The organism is Saonia flava, from assembly GCF_011927795.1.
In the GTDB taxonomy this organism is placed as follows: domain Bacteria; phylum Bacteroidota; class Bacteroidia; order Flavobacteriales; family Flavobacteriaceae; genus Saonia; species Saonia flava.
This window is the reverse complement of the sequence record NZ_JAATJJ010000001.1, coordinates 570,593-586,334: the sequence shown is the minus strand read 5'-3', so window position 1 is coordinate 586,334 and position 15,742 is coordinate 570,593. Positions and strand designations below refer to the sequence as shown.

At 37.1% G+C, this 15,742-nt stretch carries 13 protein-coding genes; 9 read left to right on the top strand and 4 right to left on the bottom strand.

Going from position 1 to position 15,742, the window contains the following annotated elements; translation table 11 throughout:
• From GGR42_RS02695 to GGR42_RS02680, 4 genes are read left to right on the top strand one after another with little or no spacing between them, the layout of a single operon-like run.
• On the top strand, positions 1–1,329 hold the full coding sequence (locus GGR42_RS02695; protein ID WP_167960596.1) for a DUF4249 domain-containing protein: 1,329 nt from the start codon (positions 1–3) through the stop codon (positions 1,327–1,329).
• 2 nt (positions 1,330–1,331) lie between these two features.
• The gene (locus GGR42_RS02690) at positions 1,332–2,612 is read left to right on the top strand and encodes a DUF4249 domain-containing protein (protein WP_167960594.1); all 1,281 of its coding nucleotides are present in this window, start codon (positions 1,332–1,334) and stop codon (positions 2,610–2,612) included.
• 17 nt (positions 2,613–2,629) lie between these two features.
• Entirely contained in the window at positions 2,630–4,402 is a 1,773-nt protein-coding gene (locus GGR42_RS02685; RefSeq protein WP_167960592.1) for a hypothetical protein, read from the top strand.
• A gap of 56 nt (positions 4,403–4,458) precedes the next feature.
• Entirely contained in the window at positions 4,459–5,994 is a 1,536-nt protein-coding gene (locus GGR42_RS02680) for a YifB family Mg chelatase-like AAA ATPase (RefSeq protein ID WP_167960590.1), read from the top strand.
• Positions 5,995–6,023: 29 nt separating this feature from the next.
• On the opposite strand, the gene GGR42_RS02675 is transcribed toward GGR42_RS02680, so the two are convergent.
• The 4 genes from GGR42_RS02675 to GGR42_RS02660 form a co-directional block, all read right to left on the bottom strand.
• Positions 6,024–7,451, bottom strand: coding sequence for a M20 family peptidase (locus tag GGR42_RS02675; RefSeq protein ID WP_167960588.1), 1,428 nt, complete (start codon positions 7,449–7,451; stop codon positions 6,024–6,026).
• A 76-nt stretch (positions 7,452–7,527) separates the two neighbouring features.
• Positions 7,528–8,787: an aminotransferase class V-fold PLP-dependent enzyme gene (locus tag GGR42_RS02670; protein ID WP_167960586.1), complete on the bottom strand. Its 1,260-nt coding sequence runs from the start codon at positions 8,785–8,787 to the stop codon at positions 7,528–7,530.
• A gap of 175 nt (positions 8,788–8,962) precedes the next feature.
• The gene (locus GGR42_RS02665; RefSeq protein WP_167960584.1) at positions 8,963–9,508 is read right to left on the bottom strand and encodes a hypothetical protein; all 546 of its coding nucleotides are present in this window, start codon (positions 9,506–9,508) and stop codon (positions 8,963–8,965) included.
• A 40-nt stretch (positions 9,509–9,548) separates the two neighbouring features.
• Positions 9,549–9,992, bottom strand: a complete 444-nt coding sequence (locus GGR42_RS02660) for a hypothetical protein (protein WP_167960582.1) — start codon at positions 9,990–9,992, stop codon at positions 9,549–9,551.
• A 202-nt stretch (positions 9,993–10,194) separates the two neighbouring features.
• Between GGR42_RS02660 and GGR42_RS02655 the strand changes: the two genes are divergently transcribed.
• The 5 genes from GGR42_RS02655 to ilvD all read left to right on the top strand — a co-directional run bounded on the left by GGR42_RS02655 (position 10,195) and on the right by ilvD (position 15,730).
• Entirely contained in the window at positions 10,195–11,388 is a 1,194-nt protein-coding gene (locus GGR42_RS02655; protein WP_167960580.1) for an Nramp family divalent metal transporter, read from the top strand.
• Positions 11,389–12,129, top strand: coding sequence for a 5-oxoprolinase subunit PxpA (gene pxpA / locus GGR42_RS02650; protein ID WP_209023917.1), 741 nt, complete (start codon positions 11,389–11,391; stop codon positions 12,127–12,129).
• Positions 12,129–12,866 carry a 5-oxoprolinase subunit PxpB gene (gene pxpB / locus GGR42_RS02645; protein WP_167960578.1) on the top strand — a complete coding sequence of 246 codons (738 nt, stop codon included), beginning with the start codon at positions 12,129–12,131 and terminating at the stop codon, positions 12,864–12,866. The genes pxpA and pxpB overlap by 1 nt, the downstream gene beginning before the upstream one ends.
• Positions 12,859–13,698, top strand: a complete 840-nt coding sequence (locus GGR42_RS02640) for a 5-oxoprolinase subunit C family protein (RefSeq protein WP_167960576.1) — start codon at positions 12,859–12,861, stop codon at positions 13,696–13,698. Before pxpB ends, GGR42_RS02640 begins: the two co-directional genes overlap by 8 nt.
• Before the next feature lie 355 nt (positions 13,699–14,053).
• Positions 14,054–15,730 (top strand): dihydroxy-acid dehydratase, encoded by a 1,677-nt coding sequence (ilvD, locus tag GGR42_RS02635; RefSeq protein ID WP_167960574.1) that lies wholly within the window; start codon positions 14,054–14,056, stop codon positions 15,728–15,730.
• Positions 15,731–15,742: the final 12 nt, after the last annotated feature.

Sequence of the window (15,742 nt, the reverse complement as noted above, 5' to 3'; positions counted from 1 at the left end):
ATGAATGAAAAAAGGAGATGCGAATGTTCTTTAATTTTCTTATTTATCCCATGTGTTTTTCTTGTGGGGTGCATAGAAGAATTGGAACTGGAGAGACTGGATACTAATGATTTTGATGATGTATTGGTAGTGGAAGCCGTTTTGACCAATGAAATGAAAAAGCAAAGGGTATTGTTGAGCCGTGCTACAAATAGGTTGGATATAATAACGGATACAATTTATGATCCTGCCACACCTATAAACTATAATAAAGGGGTAGGGGTGGACACGGAAGAAAATGCGAGTGTAATGATTTTGGACGAATTGGGAAATAAATTTGATTTTGAAGAAGTGGTGTCTGGGACCTATATGTCCCTGCAACCGTTCCAAGCGGAACTGGGCAAGAACTATCATTTGGAAATTACCACCAAGGACGGGGAACAATATATTTCCAATGAGATGTCGATTGCAGGGATTTCCCAAATCACGGATTTATATGCGGAGCGCATAATAAATGACCTTGGGGAAGAGGGTATGTCCATTTATATAAATAGTGAGGAGGTTCAGGGGGATAGCCAGTTTTATCGTTATACCTATGAAGAATCCTATAAGATTATAGCGCCAAATTGGGCGCCAATGGATTTTAAGCTTTCTAATTATGAGCCCTGCGCATTACCGGTACCCACCTATGATTTGGAGATTATCCCAAGGGAGGAGGAAGAGCGGGTATGTTACAATACTGTTGATTCCAATACCATAATACAGAACAGTACAGTGGAGTTGTCGGAAAACAAGGTTTTGCGATTCCCTATACGGTTTATAAACAGGAATGATTATATCTTAACCTATAGATATAGTATATTGGCGAAGCAATTTGTGCAATCGGCACCGGCTTATTCCTATTACAATAGATTGGAGAAGTTTTCGCAGACAGGGTCCTTGTTTTCACAAATACAGCCCGGTTTGCTCAATGGCAATATTGTCAACAAAAATGATTTGGGGGACAATGTTTTGGGCTATTTTGAAGTGGCTTCCGTAACGGAAAGAAGGTTGTTCTTTAATTACGAGGACTTTTTCCCCAATGAGCCTTTGCCGCCATATGTTTTTAATTGTGACAATTTGCTTTCGGCACCAGAATCCCATGTTTCATTTTGCTTTTCCGGACTGTCAATGAACTCTTGCCCTCAATCTGTCATTGAAAGAGTGAACATGGATTTGATATCTTATGTTTCGGATAATGATATTGGTTTGGGAGCTTGTCCAGGGCCCCATATTTTTACCCCAAATATTTGCGGGGACTGTACCACCTTGGGGAGTAATGTAGTACCAGAGTTTTGGATAGAAGAGTAACTATGAAAGAAAAAAGAAGATACATACAAACTTGTTTAATTGCCTTATTAGGCGTCATCCTATGTAATTGTATAGAGGAGATAGAACCCGAAAGTGTACAAGTACAGACTCAGGATTTTGAAAATGTCCTAGTGGTGGAGGCTTCTATCACTAACGAGATAAAACAACAGCAGGTACTGTTGAGTAGGGCATCCAGTTTTGAGAATGATACGGTACCCCCTTTTGAAAGAAATGCAGAGGTGTCCATAGTAGACAGCGAGGCCACCACATACTCTTTTTTTGAATCTGAACCTGGAACCTATGTATCTAGCAACCCCTTTTCTGCAGAAGAGGGGAAAACATATCGCTTAGAGATAAATACAGTGAATGGGGAATCATATACATCTGATGAAATGAGTATTGTTGGTACATCAGAAATCACCAATCTTTATGCAGAACGTATTACAAACGATTTGGGAGTAGAGGGCATGTCCATATTCATTGACAATGATGACTCGACAAGTGCATCCAAATATTATAAGTACGAGTATGAGGAAACGTATAAGATAATAGCGGAGAATTGGAACCAGTATGACTTTAAACTAACCAATTATGATCCCTGCGCACTTCCTACTATTACCTATGACTTGGAAATTGTGCCTAGGGAAGTACAAAATAGAGTGTGCTACAATACCGTTGCTTCAAATTCAATAATTCAGGCAAGTAGTGAAAACCTTGTTTCTGATAAACTCATAAGGTTTCCCATTAGATTTATTGGTAGGGACGATTATATATTAACACACAGGTACAGTATTTTGGTAAAACAATATGTACAGTCTGCAGAAGCCTACTCATATTATGATCGCCTTGGTAAATTTTCTGAATCAGGGAATATTTTCTCCCAAATTCAACCCGGCTTGCTTAATAGCAATGTGCACCAAATTGGAAATAGCGAAGCCACTACTTTAGGGTATTTTGAAGTAACCTCGGTTACTGAAAAAAGATTATTCTTTAATTATGAAGACTTTTTTGCGGGAGAGGATTTACCAACAAACCCATATAACTGTGATAGTTTCCATTCTGCACCATTAGAGCATGTGTCGTATTGTTATTCAGGTCCTTCGGATCCCAATCCTTGCCCATTATCTATCATAGAAAGCATTCACGCAGGTATTATAAATTATGATGGTGAAAATGGAAGCAATATCGGAACATGTCCAGGACCCTATTTAATAACCCCAAGTGAATGCGGTGATTGCACGACATTGGGTAGTAATATTGAACCTGAATTTTGGGTTGACTAAACTAAATTATAGTGCAAATGAAGAATCTCATAGTTTTCCTTATTCTATTGCAAACATTGTGTTTGTCCGGGCAAGTACGTATTGAAAATGCCGATGAGCTTAGAAGCTTGCAACAGACCTCCATGGAAACCATGTACATACATGTAAATAGTCCCTTGTTCTTCCCAGGAGAGTACCTCTATTACAGTATCTATAATATTAATGCCAGCACCTATAGATTGAGCAATATTAGTAAAATAGGATATGTTGAATTAATTGATAGTGATAAAAATATAGTTTTTGAGCATAAGATTATCTTGGACCAAGGAAGGGGGCAGGGCGATTTTTTTGTACCGGCTTCTTTACCTTCTGGTAGTTATAAATTACTGGGTTATACAAGATGGATGCTCAATGGAGGCATAAAACAGCTTTTTTCTACTGATGTAGCAATTGTAAACCCGTATCAGAATAACCAGCCTAATAACGGGATTGCTGCTAATATGGACAAAAAGGATATTGTAAAGGAAGAGAACGGTAAGACACCCGAATTTGTAGATTCTACTTTTGCATATACATTGAATAAAAAAAGGTTCACCACAAGGGATAAAATTATTCTGGGACTTAAGAATTACAAGAGTGCTTTGGGATATGGAAACTATTCTTTGTCCGTACGGAAGAAGGAAGAACTAATTAAAGTAAGGGAGCATACATCTGTGAATTTTGCAAAAAAATATCCAAACCTTAAAAGAACAATCCCCCAAAAAATAAATGATAGTATCATAATTCCTGAGCAAACAGGGGAATTGTTGGCAGGACAAGTATGGAATGCAGAAACCAAAGAAGTAATGGCAAACCAGTCGGTTGCTATTTCCTTGCCAGGAAAGGACTTTGTTCTAAGGGCGGTTAATACAACTGAGAATGGTATTTTTTATAGCTATTTTAAAAAGGAGCAAAGCGCAGAAAATGCCTTTTTTCAATTAATGGGAAATAATTCCGAGAATTTTGAAGTTAAACCTCTTTCTAAACCCAATATAGAATACTCAAAATTGCAATTTCCTACATTGGAAATAAATCCAGAGATGGAAAAAAGTATTGTAAAACGTAGTATTTATAACCAAATAGAAAATGCATATTTCCAAATAAAACAGGACACCATTATTAGTATGGAGTATGGAGTGCCATTTAATGGAAGTATTCCAGATGTGTTTATTTTGGACGAATACACAAGATTTCCTACAGTAAGGGAAAGCCTTATAGAAGTAGTGGAGAATGTGGGAGTAAAAAGGCAAGATGGAAAATTAACGGCTTGGGTAAGAGAAGATTATGAAAACAATTACACAGACTACGTTGATTTTCCGCCTGTGTTTTTGGTAAATGGATTAATGGTTCAAAATGTGGAAAAGTTAATGGAGTTCGATTCTAATTTGGTGGAAACCATTAGCCTGGTTAGGGAAAAGTTTGTATTTGCAGGAAAGGAATACAAGGGAATGATTTATATTGAGACAAAGAAGGGAGTGGGCCTAGAAGGAATATTGACCAATGAAAATATAGAAAGCCTTGAACTATTTAAGGCAGAGGTACCTAAAAGATATTATAATCAGTCATATGATGAAATGTCCATGGAGAAATATAAACATATACCAGATTATAGAAATCAGCTATATTGGAACCCTAACTTTACTGTAGACAATAGTAACCAGGTTTTTGAATTTTATACTTCAGATATTTCTGGTGTTTATGAAATTACCTTAAATGGCTTTACAACCTATGGCAAACCACTTACCCTAACACAGACATTTGTTGTGGAGTAGATTCCGTATATTTTATCAGTTTAAAATAAACCTTATTTTTACCCATAAACTTTTTTATGCTTACAAAAATTTATGGTAGTGCTGTATTTGGCGTAGAAGCGGAAACTATTACAGTTGAGGTGAACATTGACAAGGGCATTGGTTATCATTTAGTGGGACTCCCGGACAACGCCATAAAGGAAAGTAATTATCGTATTGCGGCTGCACTTCAAAATAATGGGTATAAAATCCCAGGGAAGAAAATCACAATCAACATGGCTCCTGCGGACATGCGCAAGGAAGGTTCTGCTTATGACCTTACCCTGGCATTGGGGATTTTATCCGCTTCTGACCAAATTCAATCAGAAAACATAGAGAAGTATATTATTATGGGAGAACTTTCCTTGGACGGTAGCTTACAGCCCATAAAGGGTGCGTTGCCCATTGCCATAAAAGCACAACAAGAAGGTTTTAAAGGATTTATCCTTCCCAAAGAAAATGCCAAGGAAGCTGCAATTGTGGGTGATTTGGAAGTATATGGAGTTGAGAATATAAAGGAAGTAATTGATTATTTTGATAAGGGAGCGGAGCTAGAGAGAACCATAATTGATACCCGTGCCGAGTTTTATAAAAATTTGGATTTTCCTGAGTTTGATTTTTCTGATGTAAAAGGTCAAGAAAGTATAAAGCGCTGTATGGAAATTGCAGCTGCAGGAGGACATAATATTATATTGATTGGTCCTCCAGGAGCGGGAAAAACAATGCTGGCCAAACGTTTGCCTTCTATTTTACCTCCAATGACTTTGCACGAAGCCTTGGAAACCACCAAAATACATAGCGTGGTTGGCAAGGTAAAGAATATGGGGTTAATGAGCCAAAGACCTTTTCGAAGCCCTCATCACACCATTAGTGATGTTGCTTTGGTTGGTGGGGGCGCGTATCCCCAACCGGGAGAAATCTCTCTTTCACACAATGGGGTTTTATTTTTGGATGAGTTGCCAGAATTTAAAAGGGGCGTATTGGAAGTAATGAGACAGCCTTTGGAGGACAGGGAAGTAACTATTTCCCGTGCCAGGTTTACCGTAACCTATCCCAGTAGTTTTATGCTGGTGGCAAGCATGAACCCAAGTCCCAGTGGTTATTTTAACGACCCAGATGCTCCCGTGACTTCTTCGCCCATGGAAATGCAACGGTATCTGAGTAAAATTTCAGGGCCCTTACTGGATAGAATAGACATTCATATAGAGGTAACACCAGTACCCTTTGAAAAACTCTCTGAAGATAGAAAAGGGGAAAGTAGTGTGGATATTAGAAAAAGGGTGACTGCAGCGCGGGAAAAACAAACTACACGATTTAAGGAAATGGACAGTGTGCATTACAATGCACAGATGAACACCAAACAGATACGGGAATACTGTAGGTTGGATGACGCTTCCAAAGAATTACTTAAAAATGCCATGGAACGTTTAAACCTTTCTGCTAGGGCCTATGACCGTATTCTAAAAGTGGCACGTACCATTGCCGATTTGGAGAACGCGCCAAATGTTAGTGGTAATCACATTAGCGAGGCCATACAATACCGTAGTTTGGATAGGGAAGGTTGGTTGGGATAAATATTCCAACTAAGCTTCTCATATCATATTCAACCAAATTTCTTAATCAAATTATAGGTGAATGCAATAATTTCCTTGTAGTTCTCCTTGGTTATTTTTTCATCGATACCATGAAAGCCTTTCATATTATCGGCATTAATGCGCATGGGATAAAAGCGGTATACATCATCAGAAATATCATAAAAATACCGGGCATCTGTACCACCGCCCACAAGTCCGGGAACCACTAAGGCTTCTGGAAATACAGAACGTATTGTTTTTTCCAAAGTTTTGTAAGCGTCAGAATCAATTTTTGAAACAGGGGAAGGATTAGTCAGAAAACCAACAGGCTCTACCTTAATTTTATCACTTATGGTTTCTTCAATATGCTTTTTAACAGATTCAATGCTTTCCCCAGGCAGAATCCTAAAGTTAATAGTGGCTTCTGCAACTGTAGGTATTACATTGTTCTTTACTCCACCACCTATGATTGTGGGCGCCGTGGTGGTATGTGCATTTAGGGCTTTTAAAATGGGCTTTTTAAACAACCATGGATTGGCAAAGGCCATTTTTTTAAAAAATGATAGTTCAGCTCCAATGTATTCCAATTGATAGTCCACAGGTTTTTCTAGCTTATAGGGCAATTGATTGCTTTCTAAGTCCACTATGGCCTGTGCCAACATACCAATAGTATTCTCTCGCGGAGGTTGGGAACTATGCCCTCCTTCAGTTTCAACAATAAGACGAAAAGACGCAAACCCTTTTTCTGCAAGATTGACCATGGCCACTGATTTTTCTATTCCTGGAATCATACCATCTGCAAGAAAACCACCTTCATCTAAGGTCATGGCTGCATGAATCCCTTTTTTCTTTAAATGAGCGGCAATTTGGGCTGCTCCATTTTTACCGCCAACTTCTTCATCATGGCCAAACGCCAGATAGATGGTTTGGGATGGGGCGAATGATTCTTGCAACAATTTTTCTACAGATTCCATTACGGCAATTAAAGAACTTTTATCATCCATTGTTCCTCTCCCTATAATATGGGTATTGGAAATTTTTCCTTCGAATGGGCCTGCTTCCCAATTTTCCAGTGTAGGCTCATCTACTGGCACAACGTCTTGGTGTGACATTAAAATAATGGGTTTTTTGGAAGAATCAGTTCCTTCCCATTTATATAGAAGACTATATTCGCTAATTTTTTCCAGGGAAAGATTTTTACGTATCAAAGGGAAGGTACTATCCAAAAATTGATGAAATCCATTGAAGGCGGTAGAATCAGGTATTGATTCTTCACTAAAAGATATTGTGGGGTAAGAAACCGCCTGAGAAAGGTTCTGGAACACATTATCTGTAATATTTAATTCTTTAATAGGTTCAGAAGCTACTTGTTTGGAAGTTAATCTAAGTGTGTTGAATAACAGAACTGCAGCTATTAATAAAATAATAGCCAATAGGAAGTATAAGATTTTTTTCATTTGAGTTAGTTATAGGAGTTGGTTTTACTTAGTTGGTTGTTTTAAATTACAAGATATAGAAAATTAGGATAACCCTTTAAACCCTTGCTGCTATGGTTTTCATAGATGAAACAAAATGGTCCAGTTCTTTTGTAGTTGTATAGACATTGGGAGTGATTCTACACCCAACCACATTTTTCCAATTTACCCCAACTGTATAAATTTGAAATTCATTCAAAAGTATTTTGGCAAGTTCTGTTGGTTCAAGTCCGGCTATCCCTACATTGCCAATACCACAACTTCGTTGTTCATTGATAGGAGTATTTACAACAATGTTTTTTACTTCCCTTAATTGGTCGGACCAATATCGTTGCAAAAAACGCATTCTTTTCTCTTTTCGTTGTATTCCGATAAGGTTTAAATATTCCAGAGCATTTTCAATGGCCAGATCGGAATGGACAGGATGAGTTCCTGTATGGTTCAATCTGGTTATATCTCCAGGGTCGCGTTCATGCTCTGCCAATAAGGACCAAATTTTTGAAATTTTTTCCTCGTTTATATACAACATGCCCACCCCTAAAGGAGTACTCAACCACTTATGTAGACTGGAGCCATAATAATCACAATTAAGCTCAGAAATATTAATATCAAAATGGCCAATACAATGAGCCCCATCTACCAAAACATCCACACCGTATGAATGGGCCATGTCACATATCTTCCTGATGGGAAGAATATGACCTGTAATGTTTATCATGTGAGAGACAAACAAAAGTTTGGTCTTGGGGGTTATTTGTTCTTCATATAATGCAACCAATTCCCTATCAGATTTTGGATGATTTGGAACAGAAACAACTTTGTTTACAATCCCATGTCTTTTGGCAACTTGCTCAAACATATCTACCATAGAACCATAATCTTGTAATGCATAAATGGCTTCATCACCTTCTTTCCATGGAAAACCGGCAATAATCATATCCAAAGATTCTGTGGCATTCCGGGTAATAATCAGCTCATTGGATTTACATCCAACAAAATTAGCTAATTTGGATGCCATTTTTTTCTTGTTGTCCCACTGTACAGTACGCATATAATATGCACCCTCCTTATTAACCATTTTTACATGCTCCGTAAATTTTTCTAAGGTGGGATTGGGGATAATATTGTAGTACCCATTTTCAAGATTTATATACTGTTCTTTTAAGGTGTAGTCTGCTCTAATTCGTTTCCAGAATGCCTCATCATTAGTTGGGTATGGTTTAAAGGTTTCAGATTTTTTATTAGGTATGTCAAAAGATAAAAACGGCAACCCAACCGCTGCACTTCCCAAATGTCTTATAAAGTCCCTTTTTTTCATGATATTCCATTGAAGTCTAATGAAATATATTAAAAATTAAGGAGAATATACGGAAGGCTCAAAAGATAAATTTGAGTTATTTCATATTATGGATTTGAAGTACATAATCTTGTTGCTTTCTAATTTAGGAAGCAATTTTTTTAAGACATCAAATTTTTGTAATTAGTAATAGTGACTAGGAAGAAGTTTCTCCTTCTTGTTTTTGGGCAAAAACATCTCTTAGAATATAAACTACCACGGATGAAATACCAAAAACTAATAAAGGTACGGCATAGTCCCAATTAAGAAAACTGAAAAGGGTACCCAATACAATGGAGAATGCACCCAAGATCATGATGCCGTTCCATAAAAGATAGCTCGTATTGTTTTCCTGGGCTTCTTTATTAAAGAAATAACTAGTTCCTTCCATAGCTGTCCAAAAAAGGAAAGCTATAAGACTCACTATTTGAAAAACTTCTCCGTAAGGAAGATGAAGAATGGTAAAAATACCATTTAGAGACCAAAAAATAACCAAGACCAATTTTATATAGGCTATGGAACCTTTGGTTTGTTTTTTAGAAAAACGCAATGAGTATAAGATACTTATGGCTACAAAACTACAAAGGATTATGCCATTGGTGAAAACAGGTATCCAATGTAACGCTTTAAAAAGCATTCCTACAAGAATCAGTAACAGGGATATCCTAATAGGAATTGTAAGGTATTTTTTTTGGTTAGACATAAGGCTTTAGTTTTTAGGTTATTCTGCCCAATGTAAAAGTTTAAATGACTTTTATATTGGCTTTTAGTCCTTCCACAATTCCCAAAATATTGTTTACAGTCTTATATAGATTGTATTTTATAACAATATGTGGAATACGTATTGTGGTAAACCCATTTTTAAAAGAATGCATGGCTTCTTCTAGGTCTTTCATGGCCTGTTCATGGGTGATTAGATCATATTCTGTATCAACCTCAATATTTAATTTGACCCTGGAAACTGCCAGGTCAACAAACTTTTTTCCATCCCACCATTCCAACATGGTATATACCCCAACTTCCTTTAAGGCATAGTATAATTGGATAGCTTCTATGGGTGTGTCATTAATTTGTACTAATTTTTCGATTCGTGTTCTATGGGGATCACATAATTCTACTCCAAAGGCATCAATAGATTTCCTATGGTCTGTTTCATTCAGCTCTTTATTGCACTCTAAGCACGTCATTCAAGTTAGTTGTTTAAGATTCGGGATTAATATAACCCTAACTTTTTTGGAATATTATAAAGTATCGACGTATGGAACCCTACTTTTAGACGAAATGCAAATTTTTAGATGAAATGCATGGTTTTTATGTAATTCCAGCAGTTCATCGGTCAATTTTAATTTACTACCATTTATATTTACTCAACATAAAATGTAAACCTAAATGTTTAAAAAAGTTGGGCCTGGTGTTTTAGTGGCTGCTGCATTTATTGGTCCAGGTACGGTTACTGCCTGCACTTTAGCTGGGGTTGAATTTGGTTATTCCCTACTATGGGCACTATTGTTATCCATAATAGCTACCATAGTGCTACAGGAAATGTCGGCTAGATTGGGGATTATCACTCAAAAAGGATTGGCTGAGGTCATTAGAGGTGAGTTAAAAACCCCTTGGGTTAGATATGTGGTAATAGTCATTATATTGGGGGCTATTGTGGTCGGAAATGCGGCATATGAAGCGGGAAATATAGGTGGGGCAACTTTGGGTATGGAGGCGGTTTTTGGAAAACAAACAGGAGCTTTTTACCCCCTTATTGTTGGTTTTTTAGCATTTGTACTTTTATTTTTTGGAAACTACAACGTTCTTGAAAAAGTGTTGGTTACTTTGGTCATTTTTATGAGCCTATCTTTTTTGGTCACTGCCATAATTACAAAACCTAATGTAGGTGAAATTTTAAAGGGACTTTTTGTCCCTACCATGTCCAAGAACAGTATTTTAACCATTATTGCTTTGGTGGGAACAACTGTGGTGCCTTACAATCTATTTTTACATGCCTCACTTGTAAGCGAAAAATGGAAAACAAAAAAAGATTTAAAATTTGCCAAGAAGGACACTTTTATATCCATTGCACTTGGCGGATTGGTTTCCATGGCAATTGTTGTTGCGGCCAATAGTATTTCCGCTGATGGGGTTTCCAATGTATTGGATATGGCAAAAGGATTGGAGCCACTATATGGGCAAAGTGCCAAATATTTTATGGGGATTGGTCTATTTGCAGCGGGGATTACCTCTGCCATTACAGCACCTTTGGCAGCGGCCTATGTTGTGAATAGTTGTTTTGGATGGAATGCAAGCATGAAAGACATTCGGTTTAGAATGGTATGGTTCTTTATATTGGCATTGGGAGTATTCTTTTTGTCATTTGGAATAAAACCCATTGAAATTATAAAGTTTGCCCAAGTTGCAAATGGAATATTACTTCCTGTAATTGCAATTTTCTTGTTATGGGTGGTTAACAAAACAACTGTTATGGGAGAGTATAAAAACAAGGCCATGCAGAATATTTTAGGCATTATAATCATATTGCTTGCTATAGTTTTGGGTGCAAAAAGTATTTTTAAAGTTTTCGGATTGTTTTAAATGGGGAGAATAGAAATTGATATTAACTGTGATGTAGGAGAAGGAATGGGCAATGAAGAGAAGCTCTTTCCCTTTATTTCTTCTTGTAACATTGCTTGTGGTGGTCATGCTGGAGATAGTAATACTATGGATGAGGTGGTGCAGTTGGCTATAAAAAATGACATAAAAATTGGAGCTCATCCTTCGTATCCTGATAAAGCCAATTTCGGAAGAATTTCTTTGAATATTCCATTGTTAGAACTTCAGGAAAGTATTAAAAAGCAAATAAACAGTTTAATTTTAGTTCTGAAAAAGAACAAGGCTCCATTACATCACATAAAACCTCATGGAGCCCTATATAATGACATAGCAATGAATTTGGAGATGGCTACTGTTTTTCTTGAAGCCATTGAGCAATATAAAGAGGATGTCTACCTCTACGTCCCTTATAATTCTGTTATAGAAGAATTGGCCAAAGAGAATGGATATAAAATAAAAAGAGAGGCTTTTGGGGACAGGAATTATAATGCAGATTTAGGTTTGGTTTCCCGAAGCTTGCCCAATGCTTTGATTACTAGCCCTAAAGATGTAATGAAACATTTATTGCACATGATTAAAAACCAGAATATTAAAACATCTGATGGTGAAATTGTTGAAATTTACGCCGACACCTATTGTATTCATGGAGACACACCAAACGCATTAAAAATATTGATGTATCTTTCAGTTGAATTGAGTAAACTAAATATTTACATTAAATAGTGAGCACGTTTTCCATTTCCATAAAGCCATTTGGCGAGCATGCTATTCTCGTGGAATGGCCAAGCAAGGTCGATGAGAAAATCTTGGAAGATATCATTCAGTTCAATCAATATCTGAAGCAGAATTGTTTAAAGAAAAATGGATGGGAAACCGTACCTGCCTATAATTCCCTTACTCTTATTCAAAAAGATGACCCAATAGAATTTAATAATTTCAAAGAACAACTTAAGGATTGGTATTCAGAAGAGAACATAGTTGATTCTGTAGAAAGATATATATGGAAGCTTCCTGTTTGTTATGATCTTAATTTTGGAATTGATTTAGAAACAATATCAAAAGAACTTAATAAAAGCACGGATGAGATAATTGCTTTGCACGCCCAGCATATATATACAGTCTTTGGAATTGGCTTCTTGCCTGGCTTTATGTATTTAGGTGGATTGCCACAAGAATTGGAAATCCCAAGAAGAATTAGTCCTCGATTAAAAGTGGAAAAAGGCGCTGTTGGAATTGCAGGAAAACAAACTGGGGTTTATCCTCAGGAATCTCCCGGAGGTTGGAACATCATTGGCAACTGCCCTGTTCCAATTTTCAATAGCAATAAGAAGGACCCATGCTTAGTCAATGTTGGGGACAAAATCCAATTTTATCCAATTCCACGAGCAGAATATGATTTACATAAAATCCAAGGAGAAGTTGGAATTTACGAATTGGAAAAAGAGATTATAAATGCTTAAGGTACTTAAATCAGGTTTTTTCACTACAATTCAAGATAGGGGCAGATTTAACTTTAGGGATAAAGGGGTTCCAGTTTCGGGTGTTATGGATTCCTATTCTTTCCATAAGGCCAATAAATTATTAAAGAACAATGAGAATGCGGCGGCCTTGGAAATTACCATGACTGGACCAACCCTTGAATTTGAAGAGGATACCTATATCGTATTGGGAGGGGCAGAAATGTCAGCTACATTGAATAGTGAGCCAATCGTTAATTGTAAGGTCTATAAAATTGAAAAAGGAGATATAGTGTCCTTTGGTAAACTGGAGAAAGGATTTAGATCCTATTTGGCCATTAAGGGAGGGTTTAAAGTTGAAGACAAATTGGGCAGTAAATCTCTTTATTATCCTATTACTCCCAATGCATATATAAAGAAAGGAGCAGAAATTCCCTATGATGCTTATCCCCATTTCCATGTCGAGCATGATGAATTTCCAACCGATTCTTTTTTAACTGAAGTTGTTTTGGAAGTTTATAAAGGACCAGAATATGATTTGTTAAATGACAAACATTTAGAAGCTTTGTTTTTCAGGGAATTCTCCATAGCAAAAGAAAATAATAGAATGGCCTACCAATTAGAAGATTTAATAAAAGGGCATTCCTTTTCCATGCTAACATCTGCTACGCTACCAGGCACGGTTCAGTTAACCCCATCGGGAAAATTGATTGTTTTAATGAAAGATGGGCAAACTACAGGAGGTTACCCGCGAATATTGCAGTTGTCGGACCGGGCCATATCTATTTTGGCACAAAAAAAATCTGGGGATAAAGTTTCATTTAAATTAAAATAAAGAGCAGGTCTCATTTGTTTGTGGAGTTGCATTTTTTAATTAATTTTACAGAAATGAATAGAAGAAAAAATTTAATCAATTTGTTCATTGTTGTCCCCTTTAGGGGATGATATGGACTTTCAATTGATTGTTAAAGCCTGTATCAAATAGAGATACAGGCTTTTTCTTTGTAGATGGAAAAGTGTTGAATATGGTACGAATAACACATTTATATAATTGATTATCAGTATTTTAAATAAATATATTTGAAACTGAATTTAAACCTAAAACTATTGTTGAAAGAATTGACTTTTTTAAAGATTTATCTTTGATAGAAGGATTCATTTTATATTAAAAAATTGAAGCGAAACACAGAATGGAATTAAATAAGTACAGTAAAAATGTAACCCAAGATCCAACACAACCGGCTGCACAAGCTATGTTGCATGCTATAGGACTTACAGACAATGATCTTAGAAAGCCTTTAATAGGGATTGGAAGCACAGGTTATGAGGGGAATCCCTGTAATATGCATTTAAATGATTTGGCCCAGTATGTAAAGGAAGGTACAAATTCCAAGGATTTAGTGGGTCTTGTATTTAATACCATTGGTGTAAGTGATGGTATATCCATGGGAACCTATGGAATGCGCTATTCTTTGCCCTCAAGAGATATTATTGCTGATTCCATGGAAACTGTGGTGCAGGCCATGAACTATGATGGATTGGTCACTGTTGTGGGTTGTGATAAAAATATGCCTGGAGCCTTAATGGCAATGATTCGTTTGGATAGACCTTCGGTTTTGGTATATGGTGGAACTATTGCATCTGGTTGTTTTAAGGATAAAAAACTGGATGTAGTATCAGCTTTTGAAGCTTGGGGCGAGAAAGTGGCCGGGACAATGAATGAAGAAGATTACAAGGGAGTTATACAAAACGCTTGCCCAGGAGCAGGGGCTTGTGGAGGAATGTATACAGCGAATACAATGGCTTCCGCAATAGAAGCCTTGGGAATGGCATTACCATACAACTCATCCAACCCCGCTACGGGAAGTGAAAAAAAAGGCGATTGTATAGAATCAGGAAAAGCACTGAAATACTTATTGGAGAACGATATTAAGCCAAGTGATATTATTACCAAAAAATCATTTGAGAATGCGGTTCGGTTACTTACAGTTTTAGGAGGTTCAACAAATGCGGTACTTCACTTTTTGGCAATAGCCAAAGCTGCTGAAATAGAATTTACATTAGATGATTTTCAAAGAATAAGTGATACAACCCCATTTTTGGCAGATTTAAAACCTAGTGGTAAATATTTAATGGAGGATGTTCATAGGGTGGGTGGTATTCCTGCTGTTATGAAGTTTATGTTGGAGAATGGTATGTTACATGGGGATTGCCTTACCGTTACTGGAAAAACAATAGCGGAGAACTTGGTAGATGTTCCAAGTTTAACCGATGGCCAGAAAGTGGTGAAACCGTTGGATGCTCCCATTAAGGAAACAGGTCACTTGCGTATTTTATACGGAAACTTGGCCAAGGATGGTGCAGTAGCCAAAATTACGGGTAAAGAAGGGCTGTATTTTTCTGGTCCCGCCAAGGTTTTTGAGGACGAGTTTAAAGCTAATGACGGAATTGGGGCAGGAATGGTGAAGAAAGGAGATGTAGTGGTTATTCGTTATGAAGGTCCTAAAGGAGGGCCTGGAATGCCAGAAATGTTAAAGCCAACGGCTGCCATTATGGGAGCAGGTCTTGGGAAGGATGTTGCCTTGATTACCGATGGTCGTTTTTCTGGAGGAACCCATGGTTTTGTTGTAGGTCATGTTTCTCCTGAAGCTCAGGATGGAGGAACAATTGGATTGGTCAGAGATGGAGACATTATAACCATTGATGCAGAGAAAAACAGTATCTCTGTTGACCTTACAGATGACCAAATCGAAAAGAGAAGAGCAGCCTGGGTACAGCCGGCTCTTAAAGTAAGAAAAGGAAGTTTATACAAATATGCTAAAACAGTTTCATCGGCATCCAAAGGTTGTGTAACTGATGAATTTTAGTGAATAGCGTGT